The organism is Microbulbifer sp. ARAS458-1, from assembly GCF_045348205.1.
Lineage (GTDB): Bacteria > Pseudomonadota > Gammaproteobacteria > Pseudomonadales > Cellvibrionaceae > Microbulbifer.
Genome location: NZ_CP155838.1, coordinates 1067608 through 1081320 on the forward strand (window position 1 = coordinate 1067608; position 13713 = coordinate 1081320).

The 13713-nt window shown below is 58.4% G+C and carries 11 protein-coding genes; 6 read left to right on the top strand and 5 right to left on the bottom strand.

What is annotated here, in order from left to right; translation table 11 throughout:
• The first annotated feature begins 149 nt into the window (after nt 1-149).
• From AAFH99_RS04415 to AAFH99_RS04435, 5 genes are all read left to right on the top strand, one after another.
• Nucleotides 150-1343, top strand: coding sequence for an efflux RND transporter periplasmic adaptor subunit (locus AAFH99_RS04415; RefSeq protein WP_406828773.1), 1194 nt, complete (start codon nt 150-152; stop codon nt 1341-1343).
• A gap of 2 nt (nt 1344-1345) precedes the next feature.
• Entirely contained in the window at nt 1346-4480 is a 3135-nt protein-coding gene (locus tag AAFH99_RS04420; protein WP_043320163.1) for an efflux RND transporter permease subunit, read from the top strand.
• A 482-nt stretch (nt 4481-4962) separates the two neighbouring features.
• Nucleotides 4963-5703, top strand: coding sequence for a 16S rRNA (uracil(1498)-N(3))-methyltransferase (locus AAFH99_RS04425; RefSeq protein ID WP_043320164.1), 741 nt, complete (start codon nt 4963-4965; stop codon nt 5701-5703).
• Nucleotides 5704-5715: 12 nt separating this feature from the next.
• Complete coding sequence (locus AAFH99_RS04430; RefSeq protein WP_043320165.1) at nt 5716-6078, top strand: hypothetical protein; 363 nt, start codon at nt 5716-5718, stop codon at nt 6076-6078.
• A 45-nt stretch (nt 6079-6123) separates the two neighbouring features.
• Nucleotides 6124-6786 (top strand): HAD family hydrolase, encoded by a 663-nt coding sequence (locus AAFH99_RS04435; protein WP_406828774.1) that lies wholly within the window; start codon nt 6124-6126, stop codon nt 6784-6786.
• A gap of 236 nt (nt 6787-7022) precedes the next feature.
• Here the strand turns inward: AAFH99_RS04435 and AAFH99_RS04440 are convergent, their stop codons facing one another.
• Entirely contained in the window at nt 7023-7775 is a 753-nt protein-coding gene (locus AAFH99_RS04440) for a hypothetical protein (RefSeq protein ID WP_043320167.1), read from the bottom strand.
• 272 nt (nt 7776-8047) lie between these two features.
• Here AAFH99_RS04440 and AAFH99_RS04445 point away from each other — a divergent pair, with 272 nt between their 5' ends.
• Nucleotides 8048-8665: an OmpA family protein gene (locus tag AAFH99_RS04445; protein ID WP_406828775.1), complete on the top strand. Its 618-nt coding sequence runs from the start codon at nt 8048-8050 to the stop codon at nt 8663-8665.
• 78 nt (nt 8666-8743) lie between these two features.
• Here the strand turns inward: AAFH99_RS04445 and metF are convergent, their stop codons facing one another.
• From metF to AAFH99_RS04465, 4 genes are all read right to left on the bottom strand, one after another.
• A complete protein-coding gene (gene metF, locus AAFH99_RS04450) occupies nt 8744-9583 on the bottom strand; it encodes a methylenetetrahydrofolate reductase [NAD(P)H] (protein WP_043320169.1) in 840 nt (279 codons plus the stop codon).
• A gap of 103 nt (nt 9584-9686) precedes the next feature.
• The gene (gene ahcY / locus AAFH99_RS04455) at nt 9687-11072 is read right to left on the bottom strand and encodes an adenosylhomocysteinase (protein WP_406828776.1); all 1386 of its coding nucleotides are present in this window, start codon (nt 11070-11072) and stop codon (nt 9687-9689) included.
• Nucleotides 11073-11173: 101 nt separating this feature from the next.
• On the bottom strand, nt 11174-12394 hold the full coding sequence (gene metK / locus AAFH99_RS04460; protein ID WP_043320170.1) for a methionine adenosyltransferase: 1221 nt from the start codon (nt 12392-12394) through the stop codon (nt 11174-11176).
• A gap of 320 nt (nt 12395-12714) precedes the next feature.
• Nucleotides 12715-13692, bottom strand: coding sequence for a metalloregulator ArsR/SmtB family transcription factor (locus AAFH99_RS04465; RefSeq protein WP_081848159.1), 978 nt, complete (start codon nt 13690-13692; stop codon nt 12715-12717).
• Nucleotides 13693-13713 lie beyond the last annotated feature (21 nt).

Genomic DNA, 13713 nt, shown 5'->3' on the forward strand with positions numbered 1-13713 from the left:
GACGGCTGGTATCTGTGAACAGTTCCAAAGTTGTGCAAGCCCTGTAGAATGCCCAGCTAGTTAAATTTTGATCAGCGGAATTGCCTGTGAATCCTTCGAATAAAAACACCAGTAAAAATAAAATCTTAGGAATCGTTGTAGCGGTTGGTGTGCTCGCCGTAGCAGCTGTAACCCTGCTCGCCCCGAAACCTGAGGAAAAAGTTGCTGAGGCAGCACTTCCGCCGGTGGCCGATGTGGTATACGCCAACCCCGGTCGCCAGACCCTGCTGGTACCGAGCCAGGGCTCGGTGCGCGCTCGTCACGAGATTGAAGTGGTAGCGCGGGTGGGGGGTGTCATCGAGAGTGTGAACAACGCGTTCGTTCCCGGAGGATTCTTTCAGCAGGGCGATTCCCTGATCCAGATCGAAGCGGCGGACTACCGGCACGCCCTAACCCGTGCTGAATCCCAGGTGGCCAATGCTGCCGCCACCCTGGCCCAGGAGCAGGGCATGGCCAAACAGGCCCAGCGCGAGTGGCGCGACCTGGGCACCAAAACCGCGAACAATCTGTTCCTGCGCAAGCCGCAGCTGGCTGCCGCCGAAGCCGGCCTGGCCGCTGCCAAAGCGGATCGCGACCAGGCCAGACTGGACCTGGAGCGCACCGCGGTGAAGGCGCCGTTTGCCGGCCGTGTGGTGGAAACCCTGGTGGATATTGGCCAGTACGTGACCCCGGGAACCAAGTTGGCACGTATTCACAGCACCGGAGTGGCGGAGGTGCGGCTGCCGCTGACCGATCACCAGCTGTCCCTGCTGGAATTGCCCTTGGGCAGTGCGATTGAAAATGGCCCGGCGGTGCGGGTAACTGCGAGCCTCGCCGGTAAGCAGCGGGAGTGGCGCGGACAGATCGTGCGCACCGAGGCGGCGATCGATCCAAACAGCCGCTTTGTCTATGCCGTCGCCCAGATCCAGAACCCCTACGCCGGTGAAGCGCCGTTGATTAACGGTCTTTTCGTGGAAGCACAGATTGCTGGCAAAACCTATGACGATATCAGCGTGCTGCCGCGTCAGGCGCTGCATGAAGGTGGCCACATTCTGGTGCTGAATGAGGAGAATCAGCTGGGCTTCCGCGACATGGACCTGCTGCAGGCGGTGGGTGACCAGGTCTGGTTGCGCGGCGATCTGGCGGCGGGTGAAAAGGTGGTCGTTTCCAGCCTCGGCTACTCCCGCGAGGGTATGGTACTGACCCCCAATCCGTTGAACGAAAAGCCATCCGGGCTGCTGCTCGGTGAGCAGCCTGAAAGCGACGCCGATGAAAGTGCAACAGAGGCGGGTAGCAAAACGGTTTCGGCGAAGGGAGCGTACTGATCATGCAGGGCATCATCGGGTGGTTCGTCCGCAACAGTAAGGCCGCCAACCTGCTGATGATCATGATCATCATCGGCGGTCTGTTTGGTATCTCCCACGTCGGCCGCGAAGTCTTCCCGGCCATCAACCCGGGTATCGTCAAGGTCGATATCAGTTATCCCGGCGCGGGTCCCGCCGAGGTTGAGCAGCAGGTTACCCTGCGGGTGGAGCAGGCGATTGCGGAAGTGAAAGGGATCAAGGAGATCAACTCCTGGTCTTCCCGCAGTCACAGTACCGTGCGTATCGAAGCCCAGGAGGGCTACGACGAGCTGCGCCTGCTGAACGACATCAAGGTGCAGGTGGACTCCATCAGCACCTTCCCCTCGGACATCGAGCGCCCGGTGATCGCTCTGGAAGAGTGGGAACAGCAGATGATGATGATCGCCATCGGCGGTCCGGTTTCCGACCGTCAGCTGAAGCAGACCGCGCTGGACCTGCGCGACAAACTGATGCTGCTGCCCGGTGTGCGCCGGGTCGACGTGTGGGGTGACCGCGCGGACGAAGTGTCTATCGAGGTATCCGAGGTCAATCTGCGCCGCTACAACCTGACCTTCGATGACGTGGCCAATGCGGTGCGCCGCTCCTCCCTGGACCTGCCGGCGGGCCGTGTGCGCTCCGACCGCGGCGATATCCAGGTGCAGACCCGCGGTCAGGCCTATACCCAGGCGGACTTCGAGCGCATCCCGCTGTTGAGCCGCGCCGACGGCACCCAGCTGCTACTGGGGGACGTGGCCACGGTCAACGACGGCTTTGAGGAAGAGGGTTCGATTATCCGCTTCAACGGCGAATCGGCGATGAACCTGCGGGTAATGCAGGGCGAGCCACTGGACGTAGTGGCCACCGCCGAAGCGATCCGTGAGTTTATGAAAGAGGCGCGGGAAACCCTGCCTCCGGGTATGGAATTCGAGACCTGGTTCGACTTCTCCGAGGCCTATGAAAGCCGCATGAGCATGCTGTTCTGGAATGCGGTGACCGGTCTCGCGCTGGTGTTCGTGTTGTTGATGCTGTTCCTGCGCCCGGCGCTGGCGGTATGGGTGACCATCGGTATTTTCACCGCCTTTATGGGGGCCTTCTGGTTGCTGCCGATTACCGGTGTGACCCTGAATATGCTGTCGCTGTTCGCCTTCCTGATGATTCTCGGGATTGTGGTGGACGATGCGATTATCGTGGGGGAGGCGGTGCACGCCGCCCACGACCGTGGCGAAACCGGGCTGAAAGCGGCCGAGGCGGGGGTGAAAACCGTTTCCGCACCGGTCATCTTTGCCGTGGTTTCCACCATGGTGTTCTTTGTGCCCATGCTGTTTCTACCCGGAGTGACCTCGCAGATGATGCTGGCGCTGCCGGTGGTGGTACTGCTGTGTCTGGCGTTTTCACTGGTGGAGTCCCTGCTGATCCTGCCGGCGCACCTGGTGAACCTAAAGCCCGAGAAAAAAGCGACCTCCGGGATCGGCATGAAACTGCAGTCCGTGCGCGGCAAGTTCGCCGCCGCAATGCAGCAGGCCGGCGACAAATACTATATGCCGCTACTGGAAAAATCCCTCGGCAACAGCCGCGCAACGGTAATGATCTTCTTTGTGGCGCTGATCCTGTCCTTCGCGGTGTTCAAGGGCGGCTATATCGGCTCCGCCTTCTCTCCCGAAGTGCCTTCGGACATGCTTGAGCTTCGCACCACCATGGCTCAGGGAGAGTCCTTCGAGGAATCCAAGCGGGTACTGCAGAAGTTTGAGCGCGCCGGTGCCCAGCTCGCCAAGGACCCGGAAATGCTGGCACTGAACGGTGGCAAACCGTTTGTGGAAAACACCATGGTGTTCCTGTGGCGCGGCAACGTCACCGTTCTCCTGCAGCTGACCGACGGCGAGCAGCGGGATGTGACCTCGGAACAGCTGGCGCTGAAATGGCGCGAGTACGTGGGTGAGCTGCCGGCCAGCGTGGAAGAAATGAAGATCCACCACACCATCAATGACGGCGGTGCGGGCATGTCCCTGAACCTGAGTACGTCATCCGGTGATATGGACGAACTGCGACGCGCAGCGGATGCGGTGAAAGAGGCGCTGAACAACTTTGCCGGTGTCTACGATGTGCGTGACAACCTGGTGGCTGCCCGTCAGGACATCGAGATCCAGCTGAAGCCTCACGCCACCAACATGGGTATCGGCCTTGCCGATGTGGCCAAACAGGTGCGCCAGGGTTTCTATGGAGAAGAAGTCCAGCGTATTCCCCGCGGCCGTGAAGACGTGCGGGTGATGGTGCGTTATCCACAGGAAGAGCGCGCCAACGAGGACCAGATCGACCGGATTCGCGTGCGTACCGCGGAAGGTGAAGTGCCGTTCAGTGCGGTGGCCGATGCGGTCTACGTGCCGGGTTACACCACCATCCGTCGCAACGATCGCGAGCGCACGGTGCAGGTGACTGCGGAGCTGATCCCGGGCTCGGCGCCGGCATTCGAGATCCTGAAGCAGCTGCGGGATGAGAACCTGAAGCAGTGGGAGGCGCGCTTCCCGGGCTTCAGCCTGAAGACTGCGGGCGAGATGCAGGAAGAGGCGGAATTTGGCACGGCAATTCTGGCGTTCTTTATTCTGTCGCTGTTTGCAATCTATGCGCTGCTGGCGATCGCGTTCCGCTCGTACTCTCAGCCACTGCTGATTCTGACGGCGGTGCCGTTCGGTTTCTTCGGTGCGATTCTGGGCCACCTGTTGATGGGCTATGACATCAGCATTATGTCGATGCTGGGTTTCCTGGCGGCTGCGGGTGTGGTGGTGAACGATAACCTGGTATTGATGGATCGGATCAATCAGCTGCGGGCCCAGGGGCTGGCGGTGATGGATGCGGTGGTACAGGCGGGACGCGATCGCTTCCGCCCGATTATCCTGACTTCCATTACGACATTTATCGGTCTGGTACCGATTATGTTCGAGCGTTCGATTCAGGCGCAGTTCCTGATCCCGATGGTGGTGAGCCTGGCGTTTGGCGTGCTTTGTGCGACTTTCGTTACTCTGATTCTGGTGCCGAACCTGTATAAGGTGATTGAGGTGCTGCGGGTCAAGTTTAAAGGCGAAAAGGCTTCGGAAGAGTTACCGGTGAGCTTCGAGAAAGTCTGATGCAATTGTGGAGTGCAGTGGCGGCCGTTTGGCGGTCCTGTGGCGCCCCGGATTGGGACGGGGTAATCCGATACTCCACAACCTCATCGGCAATCGTTCCGTATCGAATCACCCCGCCCCGATCAGGGGCTTCGCGTTTTACTTCTTACGAAGCGCGAACAAAGGAATGAAGGGGGAGTGCCGGGGATTGGTTTTTGAAAGCGTCGCAAACAGGATGTTTGCGCCGCAGCGCCCAGGGGTGAGGCAAGCGTTTACGAAGCACCGCTTCGTGCGCAGCCGAACGACGCCAATCTATGATTGGCGGCCGGGCCCGCTTGCGGGGGTTCACAGGGGGGCGCTTAGCTCGGTTTTGAAAACTAGTACCCGGTGCTTCCCCGCCACCGAGCTCCAAACAGAGCTCTTCTGGGGCCCGAAGTGCCCTACAAACATTTTCTGTCCTGTATTACCCTTCACGCAATGTTTTCCTAGAGTTGGAACTCCCTTTGCGTATTCCTCGTATTTTTTCCTCCGAGCCGTTGTCCGGCCAATCTGAAGTTCAGTTAGATGAGGCCGCTTCGCGCCATCTGGTGAAAGTGCTGCGCCTGGGGCCTGGTCGTCCGTTGATTCTGTTTGATGGGCTGGGTGGGGAGTATGAGGCGGAGTTGCTTGAGGCTGGGAAGAAGGCGCGGGTTAAGCTTGGTGCCTTTGCTGGTGAGGAGCGGGAGTCGCCACTGGCGATTACCCTGGCGATTGGTATTTCCCGTGGGGATCGCTTTGACTGGGTTATCCAGAAGGCCACGGAGCTGGGGGTGGCGCGGATTCAGCCGTTGTTTACCGAGCGCTGTGAAGTGAAGCTATCCGGGGACCGGCTGCAGAAGAAACTGGGGCAATGGCAGCAGATAGCGATCAGTGCCTGTGAGCAGTGTGCGCGCAATCGCGTGCCGGCAATTTTGCCGCCGCTGAAGTATCCACAGTTACTGGATCAAACAACACAGGGCGACACTCTCAGGCTGGTACTGCACCATCGCACCGAGTCTACATTGGCGGAAATGGAGCAAAAGTCCGGCCGACCGGATAGCGCGCTATTATTGGTGGGGCCGGAAGGTGGGCTGTCTGTCGAGGAAATCGAGCTGGCGTTGCAACAGGGCTTTCATCCACTGCGCCTGGGGCCGCGGGTGTTGCGCACGGAGACGGCGCCGGTTGCCGCGCTATCAGTGCTGCAATTTCAATGGGGTGATATTTAACAGGAATATTTTATGAAAGCATTAGTCTGGCTGATCGGTGTGGCTATCATCGCCATGTCTGTTCTTGTGATTCTAAAACCGCAGGTCGCGCGGGATATCGGCGAGCGGATGAATCCGCAGATGTTCTACTTCGGATGCTGGGCGCGCATTGTGATCGGCATGGTGTTTCTGCTGATCTCTGATACCCGTAGCTGGGGAACCCTGTTCAATGTACTGGGTATCTTCCTGATCGTAATCGGTGCCTATGCATTGCAGTCGGGGTACGAGCGCACCAAGGAATTTGTACTTGGTATAGTCCACGGCAATGAAAACCTTGTACGTGTAGCCGGTGCGGTTGGTGTGTTGATTGGTATTTTGCTGATTTCCGCTACCTGAAAAACCGTAAACAGAATCGATAGCGGAACGGAAAGTAGAAGAGTAATGGAAAGGTTTGCGTCAAATACCCGTCTGGTCATTTTCGATTGTGATGGAGTCCTGGTGGACAGTGAAAGTATTGTCTGCCGGGTGCTGGCCGAGGAAATGACCAAGTTGGGAATGCCGGCGACCGCCGAGGACCTGGACGAACAGTTCAGTGGTCGTCCGTCGAGGGATTGCATTATCGACATTGAAACCCGCTATGGCGGCCCGCTGCCGCAGTCCTACTTCAATGCCACCGAAAGCCGTATTCGCGAGGCTTTTCATACTGAGCTGGAAGCGGTATCCGGCATCCACGAGGTATTGGATAAGCTGCAGACCACGGATCTGCAAACCTGTGTCGCCTCATCAGGGCCCCACGCCAAGATGCAGATCACACTGAACAAGACCGGTCTGTGGGATTATTTCGACGGGCGTATCTACAGTGCCGACGACGTTGGTCGCGGCAAGCCCTGGCCGGACCTGTTTCTTCACAGCGCCGCGCAGTTCGATATGGACCCAGCGCACTGTCTGGTGGTGGAAGATTCCATCGCCGGTGTGAAAGCCGCGGTGGCGGCGGGCATGCCGGTGATAGGGTACAGCCACAATGACACGCGCGCGCGCCAGCTTGAGGCGGAAGGAGCACGGGTCATCAATGATATGCAGTTGCTGCTGGACTACGTTCGGTGACAACCTCCGGCCACCGGGTTCAACCAAATACTGTTAAAAAAACGGGAGATGCAAAAATTGGATGCGCTGAAAAGAATCCTGCTGCCGTTGTCTGTCTGTTTGCCGCGATTGCCTGCTATGTATTTGGTATTCCTGCCGGTGGAGCGATTTTCCTGGTACTGGGCATCCTCCTGGAAGGGGCCTTCTGGTTCCAGCTGACCCGCCGTAAGCGGGCCGGCTAACACTCGGTTACCATCTCAGTCTGTGAGGCGTACCTGCACCGATGCACTGCGGCGCGTGTCTTTGTCATCCACAAAGGTGCGGGTGTAGCGTACTTCGTATATTCCCTGGGCAATCAGCGTACTTACCAGCCCCTGAGGCAGTTCCACTGTTTCTCGAAGCGGTTTTCCCGCCTGTGCGGTAAGCGGCTCCGTTACCTCATATATCACCTGGTCACCCACCATAAACTGTCCGCTCGCAGAAGATGCCCGGATTTCCCCGAGATCGCTGTCCAGGTTCCATGCCATCATCAGTTTGCGTGACTTATCGCTCACGGTTTGCGAGGGCGGTGAGGCCTGAACCTGTGCCAGGCGGCCACTGGCATCCAGGTCAAACAGCACATGGTTCGACAGGCTGCCCGCGGCACCGGCGAATACCCGGCGGTAGCCCACGCGGCGCACGCCCTTGGCGTGCCAGCTGCGCGCCTGCACCGGGGAAATCTGCACGATTTCGGTAACCTCGCCGCGGTCGCCGCTGAATTCCAGAATCTGATCCACCACCGCCAGCTCCTGGTTGTTGTCCAGGTTCACAAACACGCCCCGCGGCGACGCTGCGCCCCCTTTGCTGGCTACCCGCCAGGTCACCTTCTCCTGGTATCCCTCGCTGGCGTTCAGCCAGGCATCACCGGGATCTACGGTCACAATCTGCTGCGCTGTGACCCGAGAGCCAAATACCAGAGAAAGCGCAATAGCGCCGATCCCGAGGATGGTAAGCAGAAGCTGTTTGTTCATTGCATCTCCCTGAGGGCTACAGGTATCGATACCGGCACCGGCATTTAAGCCTGTTCGGTACAAGTTTTCACGTGAGTACGGATTTTGACATAGGTGACATAGGTTAGGGTCCCGTTGAATCACTCAGAACGTCGGATATAGCGAATGGCGTTGTGGTATTGCGCCGCGGTGAGCCAGCTAGGGAAAACATGTTTCGCACCCTAGAATTCCTCAAAATTCAGCTTACCGATCCACGCGAAATAGATTGCAGCCATTCGAAGGAGTCGGCCCCTATGCCAATTGTCGTTTCCCGTCAGCCACTATTGCGTCACTGTGTCGCATTCGGCGTCGTGTTGAGTGCTCTGCTTGTAAGCGGTTGCCCAGATCCTACAAAAAAGTATTCCCTGGATCCCCGCGACTTGGTGAGCAATGGTCTGGGCGAAAAAAGTGCCCGCGAGGCGGCCCCGTTCGGTGACGACATGGTCCGCTACCTGATGGGCCAGACCCGCGAACGCGGCGATGCATTTGTGCTGAATGTGGACTTTGACCCCGGCGGCTTTGCGCCGAAGATGGACACCTTGGCTGACATCGAAGCGCTGTTGGTGATCATGCGGGACTTCCCTGCGCTGAAAATCGTTGTGGAGGGCCACACCGACAATGCGGGTGACCCGGACAAGAACCGAAAGTTATCCCAGTGGCGGGCGAACTGGGTGAAACAGTTTTTGCTGGAGCGAGGGATAAACTCAGAACGGGTAGAGGCCACCGGGCTGGGTGATTCGGACCCGATCGCAGACAACAATACCCAGCGGGGCAGGGAGCAGAATCGCAGGCTGGTGGTGCGGGTGATCGACTTTAATGGCAAGCCGATTAATGTGCGGTTGGGGAATCCGCAGAAGCTGCAGAGTAATTAATAAATTATTTTCTAAGAAGGTTGCCGCGAAGGTGCCGCTACCGGGTATACCCGGTAGCGGCACCGCCCGGGAATTAATTCAAGCTTCTTTGGATAGCTCCAGAGCGTTCAGGATGTCGGCCGTCGGCCCCACCTGATTCATGGTGTAGAAATGCAGCCCCGGTGCGCCGCCTTCCAGTAGCGTCTCGCACAGGTCGGTCACGATCTCCAGTCCTAGCTTTTTCACATCTTCCGGATTGCTGAAACTCTCCATGCGGTACCTCAACCAGCGCGGAATCTCCGCACCACAGTTGCGGGAGAAGCGCGCCAGATTGGTGAAGTTGGTAATCGGCATGATACCCGGATAGATCGGCGCATCGATACCTGCCTTTTCACACTGATCCAGGAAGTAGAAATAGGCATCCGGATTGTAGAAGTACTGGGTCAGGGCACTGTTGGCGCCGGCCTCGAACTTGCCTTTCAGGAATCGGATGTCCGCATCATAGCTGTCCGCTTCCGGATGGATTTCAGGGTAAGCCGCCACTTCCAGGTGGAAGTGATCACCGGTGTGGCGGCGGATAAATGCCACCAGTTCGTTGGCATATACCAGCTGCGCCACGGAGCCCATACCGGACGGCATATCACCGCGCAGGGCGACGATGCGATCGACACCGGCTTCTTTGTAGCGGTTCAACAGGCCGAGAACGATCTCTTCGTTGTCGCCACCAAATGACAGGTGCGGCGCGATGGAAACACCCTTTCCGCGCAGCTCGCACACGATGTTTGCGGTGGTATCGCGGGTGGTGCCGCCGGCACCGTAGGTGACCGAGAAGAATGCGGGGTCGAAGGCCTGCAGTTCTTCGCGGGTGTTCTTCAGTTTTTCCCGACCCTCTTCGGTCTTGGGCGGGAAAAATTCAAAGCTGATGCGTAAATCACTCATTATTCTGTTCCATTCCCTCGGTTTGCCGGATCCCGGCTCACGTCCGGGATGACGTTGCTTGGTCATGCCGGCGCAGGCCGGCATCCAGTACCTGAGAGGTCAATTAATACTTGTAGCTTTCCGGCTTGTACGGGCCATCCACGGAAACACCGATGTACTTGGCCTGGTCTTCGGTCATGCGGGTAATCACACCACCAAAGCCTTCGACCATGTACTTGGCCACTTCCTCGTCCAGGTGCTTCGGCAGTACTTTTACGTAGAGCGCGGAAACCTTCTGGTCCGCCGGCAGGTCGGCAAACTTCTCGTTGTACAGGTGGATCTGCGCCAGCACCTGGTTGGCAAAGGAGCCATCCATAATGCGGCTCGGGTGACCGGTGGCGTTACCCAGGTTAACCAGGCGGCCTTCGGACAACAGCAACAGGTGGTCGTTAGTGGCCGCGTCGCGCACGATCTTGTGCACCTGCGGTTTTACTTCCTGCCACTGCCAGTTTTCGCGCATAAACGCGGTATCAATTTCGTTATCGAAGTGACCGATATTGGAAACTACCGCGCCGGACTTCAGTGCCTTCAGCATATTTGCGTCGCACACATTGACGTTGCCGGTGGTGGTGACGATCAGATCGGTGTTCGCCAGCAGTTCCTTGTTGATGCAGGACTCGGTGCCGTCGTTGACGCCGTTGATATACGGGGAAACCAGCTCGAAGCCGTCCATGCACGCCTGCATGGCGCAGATGGGGTCCACTTCGGTGACTTTTACGATCATGCCTTCCTGACGCAGGGAAGCAGCGGAACCTTTGCCCACATCACCGTACCCAATGACCAGCGCTTTCTTGCCGGACAGCAGGTGGTCGGTGCCGCGCTTAATGGCGTCGTTCAGACTATGGCGACAACCGTATTTGTTGTCATTTTTACTTTTGGTTACTGAGTCGTTTACGTTGATCGCCGGTACTTTCAGGGTGCCTGCTTTCAGCATGTCCTGCAGGCGGTGTACGCCGGTGGTGGTCTCTTCGCTGATACCGTGGCACTTATCCAGCAGCTCCGGGTATTTGCGGTGCAGCAGCTCGGTGAGGTCGCCGCCGTCATCCAGAATCAGGTTTGGCTGCCAGCCGGGTACGTCTGCGCCGATGGTGCGTTCCAGACACCACTCGTATTCTTCTTCCGTTTCACCTTTCCATGCGAATACCGGAATGCCGGAGGCGGCAATTGCCGCAGCAGCGTGATCCTGGGTAGAGAAAATATTGCAGGACGACCAGCGCACTTCCGCGCCCAGGGCCACCAGGGTCTCGATCAGGACCGCGGTCTGGATGGTCATGTGGATACAGCCCATGATACGGGCGCCCGCCAGCGGCTGTTCAGCGCGGTATTTTTCACGCAGGGTGATCAGCGCGGGCATCTCGCCTTCGGCGATTTCAATTTCCATGCGGCCCCAGTCGGCCAGGGAAATGTCGGCGACTTTGAAGTCTTTGAATTCGGTGCTCATTTGGTTCATTACCTAAATCTTTGAAGTTTTTCCCCGTCATACCGGCGAAGGCCGGTATCCAGTTTCGTGGCGCTGGATTCCGGCCTGCGCCGGAATGACGACAATATGAATTAAATACCAGCCTGTGCGCGCAGGGTCTCAGCCTTGTCGGTCTTCTCCCACGGGAAAGCGGTAAAGGTTTCCACCTGCTCTTTGCCGTTGGTATCAATCCATTTGTAGCTGTGCTCAAACGGATCGCGACCAAAATGGCCGTAGGCGGCGGTGAGCTGATACATGGGGTGCAACAGGTCCAGCGCTTTGGAGATTGCGTAGGGGCGTAGGTCGAAGTTTTCCCGAACCAGTTCGATCAGGCGCTCGTCGCTCACCTTGCCGGTGCCGAAGGTGTTGATGGAAACCGAGGTCGGTTCGGCGACGCCGATGGCGTAAGACACCTGAATCTCACAGCGGTTGGCGAGGCCGGCGGCGACGATATTTTTTGCCACGTAACGACCGGCGTAGGCCGCAGAGCGGTCCACTTTGGACGGGTCCTTGCCGGAGAAAGCACCGCCGCCGTGACGTGCGGAACCGCCGTAGGTGTCCACGATAATCTTGCGCCCGGTCAGTCCACAGTCGCCCACTGGGCCGCCGATGACAAATTTGCCGGTAGGGTTGATGTGGTACTTGGTGTTTTCATGCAGCAGGTCGGCCGGCAGTACATGGTGCACGATCAGTTCCAGCACCGCTTCGCGCAGGTCTTCCTGAGTGACTTCTTCGTTGTGCTGGGTGGACAGAACCACCGCGTCGATCGCGCAGGGCTTGCCGTTTTCGTCGTAGCGGAAAGTCACCTGACTTTTTGCATCCGGGCGCAGCCACGGCAGCAGACCGGACTTGCGCGCTTCCGCCTGACGCTCTACCAGACGGTGTGCGTAGTACACCGGAGAAGGCATAAAGGTTGGGGTCTCATCGGTGGCGTAGCCAAACATCAGGCCCTGGTCACCGGCACCCTGGTCTTCCGGTTTCACCCGGTCAACGCCCTGGGCGATATCCACCGACTGTTTGCCGATGACGTTGATCACACCACAGGTTTCACCGTCGTAACCCACGGCGGAAGAGGTGTAGCCGATATCGGTAATTACCTTGCGTACCAGATCTTCCAGATCCACCCATGCAGAGGTGCTGATCTCACCGGCAATTACTGCGATACCGGTTTTCACCAGCGTCTCACAGGCAACCCGCGCGTTCTTGTCACGCGCCAGCAGGGCGTCCAGAACCGCATCGGAAATCTGATCGGCAATTTTGTCCGGATGGCCTTCGGATACCGACTCCGAAGTAAAAATGCTGTATTCACTCATTTTGAGCTTCTCCTTTTTCCGCTTCCGGCGGTTGGCGTCAATCTTGTTTCGTGCTTCGTAGCTTTTCAGTCCGGAGCACTGGTGCTGGTTCTGTGGCGGCCAAGGGGCCGGTGAAAGGTTTCAAAACCGCTGTGAATACATCCCTGTACGCTGCGTCGGCGACGTCCCTGTCGCCGACGCTTTTGAAACCTTTCCCCGGCCCCTCGGCCTTCAATTCCTATTTCGCGACTTTGTTGCTGTTTGCGAAAGCTGCTTACGAAGTAAATATGTTGTTCGTGAAGCCAGAGCTAAAAAAGAGCTCATACAAAAAGCGACGAAGCTCAAAGCTTCAAAAATTCCTGAATCTGAATCTGAAACCCATTGCGCAGGGCGCTGTGTTCACTGCGCCCTTTCTGCAGGCCCGCCTCTGCGGCCCACTCAACCAGTTGCTGAGGCGCAAACCCCAGCCACAAATCCCCGCAGGCATCTCTCGCCCAGTCCTGCCCGTGATCGTGCAGCTCGGTAATCAGCAGTTGTCCGCCCGGCTTCAACGCCTTCTGTAAATCGTGAAAAATCTGCGCCGGCTCCGGGGTGTGGTGCAGCACCATATTTACCACAATGCAGTCCGCACTTTCCGGACGGGATGCCGCCGCGCGGGTGTCGTCACACACGAACTCGATATTCTGCAGCCCCCGCTCATCGGCAAACGCCTGCGCCCGCGTAAGCATCGTCTCCGACAGGTCCAGCGCCGTCACCGTACCAAACCGGTTCGCCAGCTCCTCCAGAAACTCTCCCTCACCGGGGCCCACTTCCAGTGCGTGACGGCCCGGTTTCAGCAGCTGTGCTACCTGTGGACCGTAGACGCTATAACTGGCGATCAACTCCTGCTGCTCGCGGAAGCGGTTGCCGTAATCCGCGAAGAAACGGCGTGAGGCCTCGGCGCGCTCGGACGCGATCTGATCCACAGTGGCCGCGCGGGATGCACTCAGTGGCAGCTGATCCAAGCCGCTGAACAGCTGCTGCAGCAGCACACTGCCCGCGGTGCGGCGGTAGAACAGGTTATTGCCCTCGCGGCGTTTGCTCACCAGTCCCGCCTGCGCCAATACCTTGAGGTGGTGGGACAGGGCCGGCTGGCGCAGCTCGAAGATGCGGCACAGCTCCAGCACGCTGTAGGAGTCCTGGCTCAGCAGGCGCAGTATCTCCAGCCGCAGCGGATCGCCGGCGGCCTTCAGGGTCGCCGCCAGTTGCGGGATCGGGTCGCTGGCGTGTGATTCTTTGTTGGCATCACCCGTCGCAGACGGTTGGCTGGAGTCAAGCATGGCGCGGAGTCTAGCAGCGCT

Excerpts from the sequence above, each read along its gene's own strand:
- AAFH99_RS04420 (WP_043320163.1), top strand. The coding sequence starts at position 1,346 with ATGCAGGGCATCATCGGGTGGTTCGTCCGCAACAGTAAGGCCGCCAAC.
- AAFH99_RS04430 (WP_043320165.1), top strand. The coding sequence starts at position 5,716 with ATGAAAGCATTAGTCTGGCTGATCGGTGTGGCTATCATCGCCATGTCT.
- AAFH99_RS04435 (WP_406828774.1), top strand. The coding sequence starts at position 6,124 with ATGGAAAGGTTTGCGTCAAATACCCGTCTGGTCATTTTCGATTGTGAT.
- AAFH99_RS04440 (WP_043320167.1), bottom strand. The coding sequence starts at position 7,775 with ATGAACAAACAGCTTCTGCTTACCATCCTCGGGATCGGCGCTATTGCG.
- AAFH99_RS04445 (WP_406828775.1), top strand. The coding sequence starts at position 8,048 with ATGCCAATTGTCGTTTCCCGTCAGCCACTATTGCGTCACTGTGTCGCA.
- metF (WP_043320169.1), bottom strand. The coding sequence starts at position 9,583 with ATGAGTGATTTACGCATCAGCTTTGAATTTTTCCCGCCCAAGACCGAA.
- ahcY (WP_406828776.1), bottom strand. The coding sequence starts at position 11,072 with ATGAACCAAATGAGCACCGAATTCAAAGACTTCAAAGTCGCCGACATT.
- metK (WP_043320170.1), bottom strand. The coding sequence starts at position 12,394 with ATGAGTGAATACAGCATTTTTACTTCGGAGTCGGTATCCGAAGGCCAT.
- AAFH99_RS04465 (WP_081848159.1), bottom strand. The coding sequence starts at position 13,692 with ATGCTTGACTCCAGCCAACCGTCTGCGACGGGTGATGCCAACAAAGAA.